The 20,342-nt window shown below is 42.2% G+C and carries 13 protein-coding genes; 3 read left to right on the plus strand and 10 right to left on the minus strand.

Going from position 1 to position 20,342, the window contains the following annotated elements:
* Positions 1-403 precede the first annotated feature (403 nt).
* A complete protein-coding gene (locus DBR40_RS18305; protein ID WP_124561187.1) occupies positions 404-1,297 on the plus strand; it encodes an AraC family transcriptional regulator in 894 nt (297 codons plus the stop codon).
* A gap of 51 nt (positions 1,298-1,348) precedes the next feature.
* Here DBR40_RS18305 and DBR40_RS18310 read toward each other — a convergent pair whose 3' ends face one another.
* The 3 genes from DBR40_RS18310 to DBR40_RS18320 are packed head-to-tail and all read right to left on the minus strand — an operon-like array spanning position 1,349 to position 7,605.
* A complete protein-coding gene (locus DBR40_RS18310; RefSeq protein WP_124561188.1) occupies positions 1,349-2,734 on the minus strand; it encodes an arylsulfatase in 1,386 nt (461 codons plus the stop codon).
* A gap of 14 nt (positions 2,735-2,748) precedes the next feature.
* The gene (locus tag DBR40_RS18315; RefSeq protein WP_124561189.1) at positions 2,749-4,239 is read right to left on the minus strand and encodes a RagB/SusD family nutrient uptake outer membrane protein; all 1,491 of its coding nucleotides are present in this window, start codon (positions 4,237-4,239) and stop codon (positions 2,749-2,751) included.
* A gap of 9 nt (positions 4,240-4,248) precedes the next feature.
* Positions 4,249-7,605 carry a SusC/RagA family TonB-linked outer membrane protein gene (locus tag DBR40_RS18320; protein ID WP_233603928.1) on the minus strand — a complete coding sequence of 1,119 codons (3,357 nt, stop codon included), beginning with the start codon at positions 7,603-7,605 and terminating at the stop codon, positions 4,249-4,251.
* 862 nt (positions 7,606-8,467) lie between these two features.
* Here DBR40_RS18320 and DBR40_RS18325 point away from each other — a divergent pair.
* Together DBR40_RS18325 and DBR40_RS18330 are read left to right on the plus strand one after the other, a co-directional pair.
* Positions 8,468-9,646: a helix-turn-helix domain-containing protein gene (locus tag DBR40_RS18325; RefSeq protein WP_158674081.1), complete on the plus strand. Its 1,179-nt coding sequence runs from the start codon at positions 8,468-8,470 to the stop codon at positions 9,644-9,646.
* Between the two features lie 199 nt (positions 9,647-9,845).
* Positions 9,846-10,463, plus strand: a complete 618-nt coding sequence (locus tag DBR40_RS18330) for a Crp/Fnr family transcriptional regulator (RefSeq protein WP_124561191.1) — start codon at positions 9,846-9,848, stop codon at positions 10,461-10,463.
* A gap of 6 nt (positions 10,464-10,469) precedes the next feature.
* Here DBR40_RS18330 and DBR40_RS18335 read toward each other — a convergent pair whose 3' ends face one another.
* The 7 genes from DBR40_RS18335 to DBR40_RS18365 form a co-directional block, all read right to left on the minus strand.
* Positions 10,470-11,651, minus strand: coding sequence for an AGE family epimerase/isomerase (locus DBR40_RS18335; protein WP_124561192.1), 1,182 nt, complete (start codon positions 11,649-11,651; stop codon positions 10,470-10,472).
* A 5-nt stretch (positions 11,652-11,656) separates the two neighbouring features.
* Positions 11,657-13,729: a GDSL-type esterase/lipase family protein gene (locus DBR40_RS18340; RefSeq protein WP_124561193.1), complete on the minus strand. Its 2,073-nt coding sequence runs from the start codon at positions 13,727-13,729 to the stop codon at positions 11,657-11,659.
* Positions 13,730-13,736: 7 nt separating this feature from the next.
* The gene (locus DBR40_RS18345; protein WP_233603929.1) at positions 13,737-15,311 is read right to left on the minus strand and encodes a sialidase family protein; all 1,575 of its coding nucleotides are present in this window, start codon (positions 15,309-15,311) and stop codon (positions 13,737-13,739) included.
* Positions 15,304-16,536, minus strand: coding sequence for an MFS transporter (locus tag DBR40_RS18350; protein ID WP_124561194.1), 1,233 nt, complete (start codon positions 16,534-16,536; stop codon positions 15,304-15,306). Before DBR40_RS18350 ends, DBR40_RS18345 begins: the two co-directional genes overlap by 8 nt.
* The gene (locus tag DBR40_RS18355; RefSeq protein ID WP_124561195.1) at positions 16,533-17,675 is read right to left on the minus strand and encodes a hypothetical protein; all 1,143 of its coding nucleotides are present in this window, start codon (positions 17,673-17,675) and stop codon (positions 16,533-16,535) included. Before DBR40_RS18355 ends, DBR40_RS18350 begins: the two co-directional genes overlap by 4 nt.
* 88 nt (positions 17,676-17,763) lie before the next feature.
* Complete coding sequence (locus DBR40_RS18360; RefSeq protein ID WP_124561196.1) at positions 17,764-18,687, minus strand: dihydrodipicolinate synthase family protein; 924 nt, start codon at positions 18,685-18,687, stop codon at positions 17,764-17,766.
* Positions 18,688-18,768: 81 nt separating this feature from the next.
* On the minus strand, positions 18,769-20,340 hold the full coding sequence (locus DBR40_RS18365; RefSeq protein WP_124561197.1) for a RagB/SusD family nutrient uptake outer membrane protein: 1,572 nt from the start codon (positions 20,338-20,340) through the stop codon (positions 18,769-18,771).
* Positions 20,341-20,342: the final 2 nt, after the last annotated feature.

Raw genomic sequence — 20,342 nt, forward strand, 5'->3', positions numbered from 1 at the left:
TTAACGCAGAATCTGACCTAAAAAAAGGTTGAAAGGTAGGATATATTGGTCAAAAAGGTGGATCGGTTGAATATGACATTTAGATGAGTTGACCGTTCTACTATTTGACTTTTTAAATAAAATAGTAAAATTCAAAAAACCACCTCAAAAACACCACAAAAACCACAATAAACAATATAAAACACTAATTTTTAATAAATTAAGAAACAAAACACCATCACAAAAAATTAATCAAATGATTGGTTTTTTATCAAATTTTCGTCAAATTTTTAAAAAATAATAAAAAATTATGCGTCGAAACATACATTTGAAGGCAGGAAAAACCGGGCGTTTTCAGCACAACCAGAAACGGAAAAACCTAAACGATTTAAACGACTAATTAGCCTAATAATTTAACACCAGCATGGGACAATTGCATCCGGTCAAAAAGCCATCATCATCAGATTATCCTGATACCCTAACGGGCATTGAGCTTATGGTGTCGATATACAATAGTGCCAGTGAAAGTGATTGTCCTAAATCGCCTTTCCGATCTGCCGATTTCGGAATTTTAATGGTAAAAAAGGGAAGCCTGAAAATAAAAATCAATTTTGTAGAGCATACTTTAAACTACCGCGATATTTTATGTATGATGCCCGATCATATTTACGAAATACCCGAGGAACCCAATGCCACCGTTATTTTTACGCATTTCAACAAAAGCTACCTCGCACGCAAGGGCATATTTTTTAATATTGCCGAAACTTACAAGATATTTAATGGACAGGAATTGTTAAAGTTTTCGCTTTCAAAAGCCGAATATGAGCAGGTACTGGCCGATATGATGGCGCTTCAAAACCGGCTTTCCATTTCAAAACACACCCGTCATATCGACGATATTATACACAATAGCTTCTTATCTATTGTATATGATATTTTTTTGCTGAACGAAAAGCAAAAGAAACTACCTTCAGCCGCCATAAACAGCAAAGTAGAACTTACCAATCGGTTTTTATCGCTGGTAGCAGAGCGTTTCAAAATAGAAAAACGGGTAATTTATTACGCAAACTGCCTGCACATTACCCCAAGGCATCTTTCACAGGTTGTTAAACAGGTTACAGGCCGATCGGCCGGAGAGCATATAGACGATTTTGTAATCAGGGAAGCTAAATTATTGCTTACCGGACATGTGCTGAACATTTCGGAAATTGCCGAAGAGCTTCATTTCAGCAATCCTTCCTTTTTTGGAAAATACTTTAAAAAACATGCGGGTTTATCGCCGTTATCGTTTAAAAGAGACAATAATATTGCGTTGTAGCTTACCTCAATCAGTAAGCTACAACGCAGCATTTAACTTCCAACGGTTACTTTATTTTACCGTCCAGTAAGGCGAATCCGTTCTTGCTGTTAAAAGATAATCTTCTATTTCCTTAACAATATCCGGATGGGCTGCCGCCACATCTTTTGTCTCGCCAATATCGGTCTTTAAATCGTAAAGCTCTAGTTTATGGTGTCTTTTTACGCCTTTCCACCAGCCATAACGAACACCTTGTTCAAAGCCCAACTCAAAAAACTCCCAATACAGAAAACGGTCTGTTTTTGGTTTAACGCCTTTAAGTACGGGGTAAATACTGGCTCCATCGGTTTTAAATCCGCTGGTTTTACCTGCAATTTCGCCAAATGTGGGCATAATATCGGGAAAGTACCCGGGTACATCGCTCATTTTAGGGGCATTCTTAATAAATGGTACCCATGCAATAAAAGGAATACGGATTCCACCATCATACATATCTCTTTTATAACCTTTAAGCGGACCATTCGAATCAAAAAACTCGGATACAGCCTTCAGCTGACTGGTAGGTTCTGACCGCGGTCCATTATCGGAAGCAAAAAAGACGATCGTATTTTCCGATAAACCACTTTTAATCAAATAATCTTTAATCTTACCTACCGATTGGTCCATGTAATACACCATGGCGGCATAAGTCTTCATATCTTCCGGCCAGTTTTTATTTTTATAAATGGCCTGGTCCGGCACATCGAGTGGCGAATGCGGATTGTTAAAGTTCAGCATCAAAAAGAAAGGTTTTTTACTGTCTTTTTGCGTTTTCAGGTAAGCCAATGCCTCATCTGTACAGATATTGGTTTCGTAATAGCCCTTTCTGGCATTGGTATTGGGCTCAACCGTTACGAGTTTTCCGTTAACATAACGGTGGTCGGGCCAATAAGTACTGGCGTAGGTAGCCGGTACATTGATAAGCCAGCCCGAAAACTTATCGAAACCCCTTTGCAATGGCGTAGCCAGCGAATCGTAACCGTCAACATGCCATTTCCCTACCAACGAGGTATTGTATCCTGCATCCTGCATCAGGTTGCCAATGGTATAATCGTTCGGCGTAAGGTTTGCCCTGTACACCACATTTTTCCCTTTTTTACCCGGAAGGCCGCCTTGCTCTGTTGCATTGCCTCTGATGGTAGCATGCCCGGTATTGAGACCGGTAAGGATAGAACCCCTTGAAGGTGAACAAACTGGTGCCCCGGCATAAAATTCGGTAAAGCGTGTACCTTCCCGGGCCAGTTTATCGATATTGGGTGTAAGGATCAGTTTTTGTCCGTAAACACCCACATCCCCATAACCGAGATCATCGGCCAGAATAAAAACAATATTGGGTTTCTGCCCTGGTTTTCGCTGGGCAACAGACAATCCGCTAAAAAGGATGGAGAAACCTGCTATAATTAAACTTTTTCTGATCATTTCGTAAATATAACTTAATTGTAGCCGGGATTTTGCACATAAAGTCCTGGAGCAGTCTGAATTTCTGATGCCGGCACCGGATAAATAACATAATTCGGCACAATCTCATTGATTTTGGTAATTGCATCGGCAATTCTCCAGGCATTCATTTGCGAAATGGCCAATCCTTCGCGCACCAGATCGTTCCAGCGCAAACCTTCGCCTAAAAACTCTCTCTGCCGCTCCTGCATTAGGGTTTGGATATTTACATTGGATAATGCGCCTACCCCTGCCCTGGCCCTTACCTGGTTTACCGCAGCATCCACATCGGCCTGCGTACCCGGAGCGCCATGCAAGATACATTCTGCTTTCATGAGCAATATATCGGTATACCGCAGCACAATAAAATTAACAGACCAATCTCTTCCAGACAGACCTTTTTTAGCCACGTCGATATATTTTTTAATAAATGGACCTGGTGTGTAGCTCGTAGCCACATTAAAAGAATACCTGATATCTGTTCCACTTACGGTATTGGTGGTATAGGCAGTTACTAAACTTTTAGCCACCAGAAAAGTACTTGCCCCATAGCCATTTCCATAACTATTGGAAATGCCATTGCTGGTCCAGTAAGCTACAGGCACCAAATGCGAAGGAAAACCGGCACCGTTTAAACTCGACGCAAACTGCACATCGAAAACGACTTCGCTATTGTTCTCGTTGATATAAGAAAATATAGATGAATAATTATTGGCAAAACTGTAAGGACTACCAGTAAGTACGGCATCGAACTGGGCAGCAGCCTTATTGTATTCGTTGCTGTTTAGCCCCGGTCCGTTTATACCGTAAGTTGGCCCTGATTTGGTGAGGTAAACCAATCCCAATAGCCCTTTTGCAACATATGATGTTGGCCTGCCCAGATCGGCACCGGTAAAGGTTGTGGGTAAATTGGTGGCTGCATATTGCAGATCCGATTCAATCAATGCATACACATCAGCCACTGGACTCCTGGGGATCGTTGCCACCTCGGCGGCACTCTTTACTGTCGAAATTAATGGCACCTGACCAAAAGTCCTTACCAAAGAGAAATAATAAAACGCCCTTAAAAACCGTACTTCGGCAGTGTAACGCGTAGCATTTGCAGCCGTAAGCACACTTCCTTTGGTTTCGAGGGCAGCCAACACGGTATTTGCATTATAAATACCATTAAAATTGGCCTTCCAGGCAGTTGATATAAAGCCAGTAGTGGTAATACTGGGGGTAAAATTATTAATTCCGTCCCAGTCGCGGTTACCATCAGAAGTTGCATTGATGTTATCGCTGCGCATTTCGCCCAGCCACAATGCCTGACTGGGGTAATTGTTTAATTGCGAATAAACCCCATTTACCGCCTGAAGAAAGTCGTTATTGTTGGTAAAAAAGTTTTCGGTAGCTAAGCTCGACTCTGGTGTTTGATTTAACTGTTTTTCGCAACTGGTTAGTAGCAGCAATGCGGCGAACAGGGTTAAGTATATTTTCGTTTTCATCTTATTTTACTAAAAGCCAATGTTTATACCAATTGAAGCAGTTTTACTTAATGGCGCAGAACCATAATCGCCCGATATGGCGTAACTGGCATCGCCACTTACATTTGTATTTTGGGCTTCGGGATTTGCCCCACCTTTATATTCATCGTAAGAGAAGTAGTTTTCAAGGGCGATAAAGATCCTTGCCGAAGAAATACCCGATGTTTTGATTAAACCTTTCAGGTTATAGCCCAAAGTAATATTCTGCACCCGTAAAAAATCGCTCGAATAAACCCAGTCAGAGGTTACGTTAGGATAAGTATAGCTTGCGCCCAATTTACCTCTCGGGGCATCTGGATTGGGATCTGCGGCACTCCATCGGTCTCTCCACACCCCGAGCACATTTGCTGTGGTGCTACCCGAAAAATCAATCGCTCTGCCGAGGTAAGAAAGTATCGATCCGCCGTGCTGGCCATATAACTGTATACCGAGATCAAAATTTCCGTACTTGAAATTGTTTGTCCAGCCCCAGGTATATTTAGGTGAAGGCTGACCACCAATTACCCGGTCTGCAGCACTGATTTTTCCGTCGCCGTTGGCATCAATATACTTTGCATCGCCTACTTTCTGACCAGATACTTTGGCCACTGCAGGATTCGCAAGATCGGCGGCAGTTAAAATTCCGTCTGTTTTGGTAATGTAATAGCTAAATGTGGGCAACCCTTCGCGCAATAAATAGGGCGCATTACTACCACTGTAGGCAGAAGCAATTTCAATATCGGCATGTGTTGGCCCAAGCTCAGTTACCGTATTTTTATTGAAGGCAATATTGGCGCTCATTGACCAGGTAAAACTGGCTGTTTTTACGTTTACGGTATTCAAACCGAACTCCAACCCCTTGTTTACCACAGAGCCAATGTTTTGCAGGCTAGTACTAAAACCACTTGCCGATAATACAGGCAAATTCAACAACAGGTCGGTATTCTTTTTATGATAAGCATCGAAAGTAAAATTGATCCTGTTGGCCAAAAGACTTAAATCTATACCCAAATCGTATGTATTGGAGGTTTCCCATTTCAACGCTTTATTGGCAAGGCCCGATACCACCTGGCCTGTAGCCGTGGTAGGTGTATTGCCTCCAAAAACGTAATTCGAATTCACCAGTGTACTGATGGCATTGTAATCGCCAATATTGTTATTGCCCGATTTACCCCAGCTTAAGCGCAGTTTCAGCTCATTAATGGCTTTAACATCCTTAAGAAAAGATTCTTCTGAAATTTTCCATCCGGCCGATACTGAAGGAAAGGTTCCCCAGCGATTTTCGGAGCCAAACTTAGATGAAGCATCTCTTCTGAGGGTACCCGATAAGAGATATGTATCTTTAAAGGCGTATTGCAACCTGCTGTAATACGAAAACAAGGTATTATTTGCCGCAGTTGAAGTTCCGGTAGTGGTTACCCCTGCCGAGTTGGCAATGGCATTACTTAAGGTTTTAATGATATCGTTAGCAAAACCTCCGGCTGTAGCCAGGCTCACTCCTTCTGTATGCACAATATTGTACGATACACCGGCAATGGCCGATATTTTGTGCAAGCCAGCGATTGTGATGGTATAATTCAAGGTATTTTCATTCAGGAAATTCTGTTTTTTGGTTACCGCATAAGCACCTGTAGAGTAAAGGCCCGGATTGGTTAATAATGCCGAAGCCACGCCAACCGTAACCTGATCGGAAGTATACCTTGAAGTATTGCGGTCTACGTTATCGTAGTTTACGCTCGATCTGAGTGATAAGCCTTTTACAATCTGATAATCGGCATAGATGGAGGCCAGTAATCTGGAAGTTTTAATTTTATTGATGGCCGTTTCGAGATAAGCATAGGGGCTGATGAGCCTAGGACTTGCCCAGGTATAGGTACTGTTTCCGTAAGCACCAGAATTTAACCCGGCGGTGCTTTCAACCACAGGCACCATTTGCAGGGCATTCATCAACTGATTATCTTTTCCCTCTCCCGGAGGCGCATTGTTAACCGAATAAGATGGTGCCAGATTGATTCCGAATTTGAGTTTCTTGCTGGCATTAGCCTCTACATTGGCCCTTATACCGTAATTCTTAAAGTTGGAATTAATTAGTGTTCCATTTTGGTTAAGCACATTGCCGGAGATAAAATAACTTACATTTTCGGAGCCTCCGCTGGCCGAAACCTCATAGTTTTGATAGGGTGCCCGCGTAAAGATCGCATCCTGCCAGTCTATATAATCAAGTCCGGGGTGCCCGGCCTGTGCCCAGCGCGGATCAGTCATGTAAGTTGTATTAATCGTTCCTGCGGCCAGCCCCAAAATCGCCGCGCGTTCTACATTGGTTTGGCTGCTCGTTCTGCCTGTACCAGAAGCCACCCAGGCATTGTTGGCCAATTCTGTAGCCTGCGCCACCCATTCATCGGCCCTGAGCATATCAATTTTCCGCGCTATAGTACTGATGCCTGCATTGGCATTTACACTAATTTTTGCTTTGCCTGTAATCCCTTTCTTGGTTGTAATAATTACCACTCCGTTTGCTGCACGCGCCCCATAAATGGCTCCTGCTGCTGCATCTTTCAGCACCTGTACACTTTCGATATCGTTAGGATTAAGGTTATCTAGCGAACTGTTGGCAATACCGCCGGCAGCATTTTGGCTGGCTACATCTAAAGGGAAACCATCTAACACATAAAGCGGCTCGTTACCTGCAGTAATTGAGCCCGCACCACGCACCTGAATACTTAAACCTGCACCCGGCGTAGCACTTTGCTGTCTTACCTGCACACCAGCCATCTGACCAATTAGCGCCTGTTCTACCCGTGATATAGGTTTTTCTTCTACTGCTTTCGCATTAAAGGAGGCCACAGCGCCCAGTACATCGCTTTTTCTTTGGCTACCATAACCTACTACAAGCACTTCTTCGAGCTTACTTTGATCGGGATCGAGTTTTACCGATACCGGTTGGCCATTGTAAACAAGTTCTTTTGTTTTGTAACCTACATACGTGAAAACTAAAGTTGGCTGGTTCAAATCGGTAACAAGCTGAAATTCACCATCGGGATTAGTTGAAACCACCTGAGTAGTTCCTTTAACCCTAACGCTTACGCCAGGTAAAGGCAGGTTCTTTTCGTCGGTTACTTTCCCCTTAATGGTAACTGCTTTCAGCTTTGCTCCAGAAACCGGATTAAAGGCCGTACCAGCCACATTTAAATGATTGGGGAAATTAATATTTGGTTGCTCACCGTTTATTTTTGCCGAGGCCGGTATAAGAGCAGCAATGAGGAGCATTCCTGTTAAACCGGGCAATAAAAATGTTTTGGAAAAGTGGGCACTATGCGAGTCCTTCCAGGACTTTCCGCGTATTTTCATAATGGATATTGGTTTATGCCAATCATGAATTTGCAACAAGCTTCATCAGCATGAAAAGTTCTCCTGCAGAATTCATAATTTTAGCATGATCATTGAATAAATTGACCGGATGCAACGCCAATTGATCTCCGGTTAAATGGTCGGATTTGTGGAGAGTGCAGCAATGCACTTTCCCTTTGTATTAATAGTGTAATTATCTGTTGTTAGTGCGCTCCTTTCTATACCAGGGTATCATATTTAATATTTTGTGTTAGCCTAAACCAGCGCATTTTTTTGGCGGTGGCGTTATTTTATTGCATTACTGATGTAGGCAAGATCATACATCATTTGAAAGAAAAATCAGGTTCAGCAAAAACCAGAAAAATGACTACAGGATACACCAGATAGCAGAACAGTATTAGAGGTATTATTTTTAATAATCATAATCTATATTAAATCTATCGTATTAGTAGTCAAAATTATATTATCCTAACATACCCTACAAACTTTTAGCAAATTTTACGATTTTGATAATTTTTAGACTTCCGGCAACGATGGCGTAAAAAAATATAGCAACAAAAATTATTCGATTTACAAAGGATTGTTTTTTTAAGACATGAAACGTAACCTATCTACCTACTCATTTATTAGCAATTCGTAATTATCCATTCTTTTCCTTGCAATTTTATCATTACCAAAGCAGCAAGATGAGTTACCTGTAGCGAAAACGCGCTTCATATGAATGGGAAATACCGCTTTCCGCTTACAAAACAAGACGATATGGCTGTAAATAAATTCGTACAGCGCTATTTTCTAACAAAGCTTTATATTGGCTGGGAATATGCAGTTTTTGAATCTTTTAGTCAGCACCTGCTGCCTTTTTTTGCTTCTATTCTCTATAAATCTATTTTTCGCAAAAAAAGGGAACAAAACACTCAATGTTTTACTTTCACTTTTATTTTTTGCCCGTTTCGGTCAGATTTTAATTTCTGCACTCATTGCCGCCGAAAAACCGATAACACTGGTATATGTATTTCAGGCCTTTACCCCGCTCTACTACGCGGCTCCTGCTTGCTTTTACCTTTATATTTCAGGCTTTATCAATAAAAGTACTGCTTTACGAAAGTGGCAGTGGCTACATTTTATTCCTGCGTTGTTGGCACTTATCCATGTGCTGCCCTGGCAAGGCTGGCCCGAGCTAGACTGGGCCACCATTCCGAAACAGTTGGCAGACAATGGCTACTTCTCACTTAAAACTCAAACGGGGCTTTTCCCTAACTATTTCCATTACACCTTACGCCCTATTCTGGTATTCTCTTACTTATGCCTGGCCTGGGTGTATTATTACCGAAAAATGGATAAAACAACCAAAACCGACGAACCCGGAAAGCGCTGGATTGTTTTCTTTCTCCGCGTAGCCACGTTTTTTCAATTGTTAAGCTTAACCCCTGTAATTTTAAGGGGACTACATATCTCCTACACCCAGCCCTCGTTTGTAATTATCAATTGCTTGTCGTTACTATTCCTGGTATTGTATGCCCTGCACAAACCGTACATTTTTTATGGTTATTTACTAGTATCGGTAGACTTGGATAAAAAAAATATACGAGAGCAGTTTGAACCAGATGTAGCCCTTAGCGAGGCGGCAAGCCTAAACTTACAGCCTTTAAAGGATGAACAAATTGCAAAACCCACAAAAAAGGTAAACTTATCGGAAGAACAGCTTGCTGAACTCTCGCAATCCATGGGAACTTTGATGGAACAGGAACAACTTTATTTGCTTCACGAGTTTCAGATTATTGATCTGGCTGCAAAGCTCAATATCCCTGTTCACCATTGTTCTTATATCATCAACAATACGATTGGCAAAAATTTTCGCGACTGGATAAACGGTTACAGGGTCGAGCATTTTTTAGTCCAGCACCCCATAAAAAGCGACAAGTTAACCATCGAGGCCATTGCATCTGAATCGGGTTTTAAAAGTCTGGCCACTTTTTACAATGCTTTTAAAAAAGAAAAGGGAGTTATGCCTACCAACTATTTCAACAAAGAATTAAGCTAAAAAGCCCCTTTTTGGCCTGTTTTTGGTCTAACGGCTGAATAGTTAGAGGTCGATTGCCCTTCAATAGCGGGCGATTCTGGCATTGAGGAATAACTTTGCATAGTTAACCAAACAAATCCGATGACTTGCCAGGCAAGCAGATTTGAGGTTACAGAGAAAATGCTGTCCCATTAATTTTTCTATTTAGCAGGTTTAATAAATGCAATATCTGAGCACTCATTCTTCTATGCTTCCGCTTTTTCAGTACCTGGAAAAGTTTCATCCCCTTTCGGGTGAATTTAAAGCTTCTTACGAAAAAAATTGTAAGGTAATTCATGTAAAAAAGTATAAACATGTACTCTCACCGATCGACAACAATACTTCGCTTTACTTTTTAGTGAGTGGCCTGGTACGTGGATTTGTTAAGGATGGAAAAAAAGATATCAGCACCTGGTTTAGTTTCGGCAATGAGATTATTGGTGCGATACGTCACCCGTTTGACCATGACAACCATTCGATAGAATATTTACAGGCGCTGGAAGACTGCGTGTTGATTAGCATTCCGTATAACCTGATCGAGGCGGCTTACTCGCACTATCCGGAAGCTAACCTGATTGGCAGAAAACTTTTTGAGCTGCATTACTACGCTGCATCTGACAGGGCAATTCTGGCAAGAATCCCCAATGCATCGAAAAGGTACCGTAAACTCGAAGCCAATGGGTTGGCTTTTGATAAAGTCCCCAAACGCTACCTGGCCAGTTATTTAGGCATACGTTTGGAAACCATGAGCAGGATTAGCACCAAATTTTTGGTTGCCGATCTTCATGCGGCATCCTGAGCTAAATTAATAGCCCAGGTTGCTTAATAACTGTGCACAATACCATTCTTGCCTGGGTAGGTGAAAAGGTCCTTTAAACAGGTTGCCTTTGGCTGTTTGGGCAACAGAACCATCACGGTGCAGGTATCCAAACCATTCGCCATGTTCTTTATCATGAAATTTATCGTAGGCATAATCGTGCACCATTTTGTGCCAGTGTGCATATTTTTCATCGCCGGTTAAGGTGTAAGCCAGTAAAGTGGCAATAATGGTTTCATTCTGCGGCCACCAGAATTTCATATCCTGCCAATATTCCTGGACTGGTTTATTATACACATCTTTAAAATATAAAATACCTCCGTGCTCCTCATCCCAACCACGTGCCCACATGTAATCGAGCATTTTACAACCCAGTTTAATCAGTTCAGGATCATTATTGCGGTACTTTGCTTCATGTAAGATAAACCAGGCCCCTTCAATGGCGTGACCGGGGTTTAAAGTTCGGCCATCAATGTGATCGATAATCGAACCATCCGGTGCCACTTGCTCCATCACACATTGAATATCATCCTTAACAAAATCGCGTTTAATCTCCTCAATCCATTTCGATATCCATTCATCGCAACGTGGGTCGCCAATGGTTTCCCTCAACTGTTGCGCGGTATTCATCATAATCATGGGTACTCCTATCCCTTTTACAGGCCTGATATCTGTAAATTTCGCTGGCAATAAGCCCGGTTGGGTGGCATATTCGATACATTTCCCAAACAAATACCTGGCTTTTTCGGCCGCAGTTTCATCTCCACTGGCTTTTGCATAAGCAGCGTTTGCAATTACCGCAAAGGTTTCTGAAAAATAGTAACGTCTTTTACGGATCGGTTTTCCCTCGCGTGTAACGTGGAAAAACATCTGTCCGTCGGTATCAAAGCAATGTTGATTTAGAAAATCTATGCCCGATTTGGCCGCATCGAGCCACTCTTGCTTGGCTTCGACGGTGTTATACAGCGTGGATAACAACCAGGCTGCTCGCCCCTGAATCCAAACGGCTTTATCATCGTCAATCAGGCTGCCGTCTGCATCACGCATAAACATATAGCCCCCATGTTCGTGATCGATTGATCGCGGAAACCAAAAGGGAACTGTATTGTTAAGCAGCTGGTTTTGATAAAATGCGGCCAGTTGCTGCAATTCTTTCGAAGTATATCTCATTTTAATTAAGGTATAGAAATGGAAAATGTAGAAGCGGGTAATCCCGCTTCATTAACTAAATTGGCCCTGGTAAAGGGCTGCCAGGCATACAACACCTTGCTTATCGTTTTCCCAGGTGGAATGTTGATTAACACCCTGTTTTGGACAATACTAGCTTTAACCGGAAAATGTGCGCCGGTAATGTCTTCAAGTTCAAATCCGATTAATACGCTAGCCCCGGAGGTTTTAAGCTTTTTTGCACTGGTAAAGTGTACCACAATGGTATTTTTAACCTTCATTACCTTCAAAACTACAGGCCCGCTTGCAGTTATTTTTTTATGATAGGTATTTCTTAATGCAAGCAGGGCCAGTCGTTCGCCGATTTCTTTTTTATGTGTAGGATGGACATTCAGCGAATCGCCCAGATCGGAACTCACTACCATACCCGAATTGGGAATAACCGCCTGCAATTTCAGTTGTGCATCTCTGAAATAGGGCCACGAAGGCCGTTCAATAGCCGACAGCTGTACGTAGTAAAACGGAAAATTATCGTTCCATTTTGCCCGCCAGCTTTTAACCAGCAAGGGAAATTCGTGGCTAAAAAGCTCAACATTGTGTGCATTGCTTTCGCCCTGATACCAGATCACTCCTTTTATCGGAAAATCAGTAAGTTTTGATATGCCTGCTTCGTAATTGTAGGCCGGCGCGTAAGGATGCCGTTGTTTCGGATTGACCGCATTTTTTAAGTTTACATCAGCCCTACCCCTAACCCAATCTTGTAAAAAGTCAGATTTGCGCCAGTTATCCTGCATATCTACCAGTAAATCGTCGTGCTCCATGGTTTTTCTATCCAGCCACGATTCGAGTGGTGAACCACCAACAGCCATTTGAATCAATCCTACGGGGATTTGTTCATTAGATACCAGTTTCTCCGCAAAATAATAGGCCACTGCCGAAAAATCGCCTGCTGCGTTTTCATCCAATTTTGCCCAGCTACCCGAGAAATAACTTAGGGAATTGATGCTGTTTAATGTTTGCGCATTCCATGAAACATTATCGGTTTCGGCCAGGGGGTTGAACTTTAGTAACCTGACAGGAAGTTTTTTATTCAAATGATTTAGCGTGGCCTGGCCTGTAGCCGATGATTTTAAAGGAAAAGCCATATTCGATTGCCCCGAACACAGCCATACATCACCGATCAGGATATTTTTAAGCATCAGGGTATTACCGTTGCAAACAAGCTTCATCTGGTAAGGGCCACCGAATTTCATGGCCGGGAAGTTTACCACCCATTTGCCATCGGCACCTGCAACAGCGCGCCTCACCTGCTGGTTAAAATAAACGGTTACTTCTTCGTTCGCATTGGCCGTGCCATAAACCGGGATACCTTTATCGCGCTGCAGCACCATGTTATCGCTAAACAGGCCGTTTAATTTAAAACCACCAAAATTACCGGTTATGGTACTGTAAATTGTTTGGGCAATAATAGCGGCACCTATACTATCGGGATGCAGGTTATCGGCAAAAAGCTCCGGCCGGTTATTTAAAGGCGCGTTGAGGTCGACAGGCACCAGTTTATTTGCCCTTGCAACCCCTAAAATCTTTTCCTGTACCTGCCAGTACCAATCGCGCGTACCCGATTTAAATCTTGGGTGACCACTAAAAATTGGCGTAAGCTTACAGATGAACACCTTAAGCTTTGTATTTTGTTGCTTTAAGGTATCAATCAACCATTGATAATCGGTCTGAAAGTTATCTTTATAATTGGGCCAGTTTCGCGGATCGGTATCATTTAAGCCCAAATGAATAATGGCTATATCAGCCCCAAAATTCAGTGCTTCGCGAAAAGCCTTGGTTTTAAAATAAGGATTGTGTCCCTTTTTCAACAAGGTTGCGCCGCTGTGCCCAAAATTTGCAACCTGATAGCCATCACCTAAAAGCTGCCGTAACTGTGCAGGATAAGCCTGCTTTTCAGGCTGATTTAACAAATAACCAGCGGTAACCGAATTACCTATACAGGCTACTTTCATTTTTTGCCCGTATAGGTTGGCACCATTCAAAAAGACCAGCAGGATAATGAACCTACAAAAAATCTTCATGACTGGTTTACTTAATTATTTCACTTACGGGAACGCGCACAAAATACAGATCCCTTACCCCCTCGTAAAAGAAACCAATTGTTTTATCATCAATTTTAGTGAGTGATGAATAACCGTAAAATTTCCGTTCATCAATAAGCAACTGGTTTTTAAGATCCCAGCTTTCGCCCAGATCTAAACTGGCTTTAATGGTTAAATTGTAGCGCATGGTTTGTGCATTATCGTTACCGAAAAACACCACATCTTTTTGCTTTCCTTTAACATTTACACTGGCTTTTATAAAACTGGCCATGCATACAGGGTCGGCTAAGGTACGGTAAGAGGTAGGATGCTCGAGCCAGCTTTTACCCATATCATTTGTAGTGGCTACACTTCTAAAACTCCCGCGGTTATCGCGCATGTTCAGCATTAAAACGCCTGGTCTTGTTTCTATAATCTGACTTTCGGTCGTGTTCGGTTTTGGCCCATCTTCGGTTTTCCAGGTTTTGCCGTGATCGTTACTGTACACCAATGTAGAATAAGGCATGGCGTGTTCGTCCCAGTACTGTGCGGCAAATACCAGTTTACCATCTGCCATGGCAATTCCACTGCCTGGACCATTAAAAAACAGGTTCCAGGCGGGATCTTTTGTACCTGCCGTAATACTTTTGGGTGCCGACCAGGTAAGGCCATCGTCGTCGCTACTCACCAATACGAGCTGACCGGTAACATCTTCCAATAAACCAGGTTTAGAACCAGCAATGGAGCGGTTTCCCTTGCTCCACAAGGCTGCTACCCATATTTTTTTGGTAACCGGATCAAAAAGCACAGCCGGATCGCCTACCCCATTGTTTTCGTTGGGTTCGCCCATATCCATAATCACTTTTGTGGCTTGCCAGTTTCGGCCGCCATCGGTACTGCGGCTCATGCCTACGTCAATATTTCCTGGCAAATCGCCCGAATTTTTATAGCGGATATCATAAACCGTAATCAAAGTACCTTTGTCAGTAGTGGCCATGCCTGGAATCCGGTAAGTGTTCACTCCATCATCGCCTGCTTTTTTAACTGCTACGCCCAATCTTTTCACATAACCTGTGCCTTCTTCTACAACGCGATAAACTTTTGAACGGGCATCTTCCAGCTGGTTCACATGAAATTCAATTTTCGAATCGATATCAGCATCAGGCTTAAGTTTGGCGGTAAACCAAATGTAGTGCATGCCCGGTTTCAGGTTAAGATTGATATCAAATCCTAGGTTTACAGTAGTAGGATTAACGGCAATCTGCTTGTTTTTTCCTGAAAAAAGCGGCTCAATACCGGTAAAGTAGACCTCAATTTTTTCGATGGCTTTCATCCCATCGGGATTTAGCTTTGCCTTTATTTTTTTTACCGGAATTTCTGCCCCGGCCGGAACATAAACCATTAACCGCAAAAGCTGATTGGTTTCTATTCCTTTTAAAACCGGAATAACCTGCGAAGTGGAAACAATTTCGACACCTTTTTGCGAAAAAGCATTGAGTGTACAGATGGTAAGCAAGGTGAATAAACCGAGCTGTATTTTAAATTTTATAAATTTCATCATCATTTTTATTGAGTTAAGCATCTTCAAAATCATTAAACTTCGGACGCAGAAAATAGAGCTGAATTATTAAAGCAATCAATACAATAACCGAAAGCATGGCAAAATCTTTCCCCAAACTGCCCGAATCGGTCGATTTGCCCAGAAAATCGGTAATAAAAGCCCCGGCAAATACCCCCGTCATATTCATAATACCATAGGCAGTGGCGCGGTATTTGGCCGAAACAAACTGGCAAAGTATGGGCATATTATTGGCATCGAACATGCCATATCCGAAACCGAAACAAAAAGCTGCCCCGATTATGTTAAATAAGGAATGGCCAAAACCAATTAACAATAGCGACGGAATGGTTAAGGCCAAACCAATGGCACTGGTGTAAATGCGGCCTTTAATATTTTTCTGTACCCACCTGTCTGACAAAATCCCGCCGAAAATAACCCCTAAAAACGAGGACGCGGCAATAGTGATAGTCGATATGGGTCCGGCTTGTGCCATGTCTATTTTCAGGTTATTGGCAAACAAAGTAGGCAGCCAATTTTTAGTAGCCCAGCCTGGCAAACTCGGAATAGCAAAATAAATAAGGATTACCCAAAAGGAAATGTTACTAAAAAGCAGTGCCAGGCCTTTAAAAAGATTTGGCTTTACCCGAATGCTTTCACTTTCCTCTATTGTGGAAGCCTTTTTCTCGTGTAAAAAGAAAACCAGTACAAGTGCATAAACGATTCCGACCAAACCAAAAGAATGAAAGGTAGCCTGCCAGGAAAATTTTGAAGCAATAGTTGCTCCAAAACCACCCAGGGCCTGCCCCATGTACAAACCAGTCATGTGGATGCCAATAGCCACCGACCGTGTTTTGGAACTGTGATAATCGGCAATAAGCGATAAACCTGCCGGAATATACAATGCCTCACTCACCCCCATCAATGCCCTGAGCCAATAAATTTGGTTAAAAGTGGTGGCATAGCCCATTAAAAAAGTAACCGCCGACCACACTAGTAAACTACCAACAATTAACCATTTACGATTCAGTTTATCGGCAATAATACCAGATATGGGGCTCATAAAGCCATAAATCCATAAAAAAATGGCCATCAGGTAACCAAAATTAGTTGCTGATTGCAAGTCTGCAATATCCAGCTGCATAGCCGGCCGCATGGTAGAAAGCATTTGGCGATCCATGTAATTCAGCAGGGCCACAAACCAAAGTAAGCCAACCACTACCCACGCATATCTTTTTGTTTCTTTCATTTGGTTGCTTTTATTTTACCCGACAAAATTTTAGGGGTGCGTACACCCGCTTTAATTTCTCCTCCTGCAATAATAATTTCATTTCCAAACCATACGGCCTGGGTGGTAACCGTTCCGTAAGGCATAATTCCTTGAATTACCGCCCAGGTATTGCTGGCAATATTGTATTTTAACACCTTAGGGCTAAAACCAGGGTGAGCGGCCTGAATAATGGCCTTGTTCTGGTTGAGTTTCGCTTTTCTTTCAGGATCTTTTTCCCGGTCTATCTCCCCGATCAGCTTTTCTACCTGATGGAAAGTTTTACCCTCGTCGCCACTAAATACCAGAAGCTCTTGTTTTGCAGTAATACCAGAAGCTGCAGCCAATGGATTTGGCAAAGCTGCTTTGGCTTTCCAAACCGGATCATTTACATCAAACATCCATACGTTTTTATAAATCGTACTCGTATCGCCGGCATTGCTTTTCCTGCCACCTATCATAAAGATTTTCGTTCCCGCGCTTAGCAATACGCTATGCGAAACTGCTTGCGGCAGGTTAATTAGTTTTTTCCAGCCCTGCTGCGCATTTTTCAGATCGAGCGATAGAAACTGATCTGTAGCTCCACCCGCTGTTTCACCTCCTGCCAGGTACAAAATATCGCCCACCAGTGTTAAAGCGGCATTGGTTAAGCCAGCAGGCAAATCAGCCAGGGTACTAAAGGCTAACTGGCCATTTTCCCATTTCATGATAAAAACGCTTTTGCTTAACCCTGTTTCATTTTCGCCACCGGCAATTACAATTCCTCCGGGCGTGCTACATACAGCCGCATAAGCCAGATTAAATGGCAATTTGGCTTGATATTGCCTTAAAACTAATCCACGGGCCATTTTCCGGTAAATAAAAATATCATTGTAATATTGCTTTTTACCGCCTTCCCAAGGCATTTTATCGGGAAAATTTGTTCCACCGGCTATAAAAAGCAAGTGTTGGTGACTGCCCGTAATGGCACCAGCCAAACCAATAGATTGGCTTTGCAACTGTGCAGGTGGAATTTTAGCTACCACATCCCAACTCATGTTTTGAATGTGCTGCTGTGCCCGTAATTCTGGAGATATAATTGAGGTAAGCAAGAAAGTAAAATATAAAATGAGTTTTTTCATTAATGCGAAATGGTATTTAAATAAAGATAACCATTGCCGAACGATAATTAAGACGATGCTTCACCTTTAAACCTTTTCTGTTTTTTGATTAATTCGTTGACCTGAAAGCAGCAAAATCTAAACTTTCGACCTCGCTTTTAAAACTTTCAAATTGTTGCTGATCCATATTTTTGACTGGCAGCCTAAATTCACCACAATCGATGTCAACCAGTTTCATATAAGCTTTACCTGTTGCAATGCCTCCGTATTTACCCAATAAACGGATAAAATCGATCGATTTCTGCTGAAGGCCAGCTGCAGTTTGCAAATCGTTTTTTTCAAAAGCAGCAATTAGCTTGTGGTATAGCGGCGTAAGGTAGTTAAAAGTACTGCCTACAGCTCCTTTTGTACCTAAAACCAACGCCGAAAGCATATTTTCATCGCGTCCCCAAAGCATATCGTATTTACCGCCATTAAAATTCATGCAGGAAAGGAAATCCATAAAATCCTCATGGGTGTATTTTACACCGGCAAAGTTGGGTATTTTACCATCTACAGCGGCCAGCAAATCAATCATATTGAGGTTTGCACCTGTTAATACAGGTATATGGTAATAGTAAAAAGGCATATCGGGAACTTCGGCAGCAATTTCGGCACACATTTCGGCTAAAACCGAAACATTACCCGGCTTGAAATAAGAAGGTGCGGTAAAGGAAACCCCGTACAAACCAACTTCAAGAGCATGTTTGGCCAGCGACTTACAATCGGCCAGGCAAGTACCGCCCAATAAAGTCATTACTTTAAAGTCAGCATCCCGCGCTGTTGCCTTACCCCAGGCCGCTGCAACCTTCATTTTTTCTTCTTTGGTTAAGGAAACGCCTTCGCCTGTTGATCCGCAGATAAAAGCACCGGTAACTCCGTTTTGCTTTAAAAACTGATAGTATTCGGGAATCACCTCCAGGTTTAATTCCCCGTTGGCGTGAAAGGGTGTAAAAGGAGCAGCAATTAACCCTTGTAAATGTTCGTAGTTCATATTAAAATTTAAAATAGATAAAATGTATTCTGACCTAAATTAACTACCGGGCAATATCATCCCCGGTAGTTAATTGTTTTATTACGTTCCTTTATATCCAGGATTCTGATCGTTTTTTAAGGTTTCATCCTGGTTCAACGTCGATAAATCGATTGGCCATAAAAGCTTGTGATTTTGGCCGCTAATGTTATCCAAAACACCAACCAATGGCAAATCTTTACGGAAAGCCAGCGGATTACCCGAAGCATCCTGCATTCTGCGCAAATCGTACCAGCGTTTCCCCTCAGCTACAAATTCTTTAGTCCTTTCGGTAAATATTGCCAACTCATTTTGTTCAAAAGTACCATTAACAAATGCAGGGGCAGTGTTTGGTGCATATGCACGGTTACGAATAATCATCATTTCTGCTGCCGGACTCTGGCCTTGTTTGTTTTTCACTTCGGCTAACATTAAATATGCATCTGCAACGCGATATACCGGAAAATCGTCAGCGTAACTACGCGCTCCTTCTACCACGACGCCTGGAAACTTACGTAGGTTTGTAGCATGAATAGTTCCTTTATTGAAATTTAGAAATGTAGCATTTGCGCGTGTATCGTTAGCATCGAATAAGTTGTACAATTCTATTTTGTATTCATAGCGAATAATTGTTCCACCACCATTTACCTGCAATGGATCGGCTGGAATGGCAACACCTTTATCATCAACATAACCAGTTAAAGGATCGGTAATGGCATAAACAAACTGAGCATAACTATTTGTAGCCTCACCAAACTGGTTTCGCATTGCCATAATGATTTCGCTGTTGCCTTTACTCGCCGTTATACTTGCCGATTTAAAAACATTCCCAAAGTCGGTTAACAAGGTATATTTCGAAATTACATCTTCCAGAGCTGTTCTTGCAATAGCTAAGTCGGCCACAGTAGTGGTTGGAGCAGCACCATCTATTTTAACTTTAGCCGACCACAGGTAAACCTCCGCCTTTAGCATTTGTGTAGCGCCAAGTGACCATTGAGCCTTTTGAAATTTAGTGGTATAATTGGTTCCGAAGCTTGATGTCGATTTGTCTATATCAGCTTTAATAAAATCGAGGGTTTCTTTTTCAGTTTTCGCCCTTGGCAAATACATTTCCTGGGCCGATTTTGGATTTTTAAGCAATAAGGTTGGCTCCACTGACAAAGGTACCCTACCGAAGGTACGGAACAAATGAAAGTAATAAAATGCTCTTATTCCGTAAGCCTGACCTAAATAATAAGCCTTATCAGTTGAGGAAAGATAGCTTGCCTGTTCTACCTGATAAATAAAATTATTAACGTCAAAAATAGGCCGGTAAAATCCAGACCAACCAGATATGCCCGTACTTGATTCGCGGATATCCTGATTGATTATGCCTGCCGAATTCAAAGAAGCTGTACCAGTAAAACTGGTCCCCGTTCTTAAAGTTCCGCCACGTAATTCACCCAGCGTAAAAATGGTAAACTGGAAGCCCCTTAATTGACTATGAAGACCAATCATTCCGCCATCTACCTGGGCAGGGCTTTTCCAGAAAGTTTCACTTGCAAAATAATCTTCGGGTGTCAGCTGTAATTTTTTACATGCACTAAATGTAGTGCTCAATATAATTAAGGCTAAGCCTGTTAATATCTTTTTCATTG

The sequence above is a fragment of the Pedobacter sp. KBW01 genome (genome assembly GCF_003852395.1).
Lineage (GTDB): Bacteria > Bacteroidota > Bacteroidia > Sphingobacteriales > Sphingobacteriaceae > Pedobacter.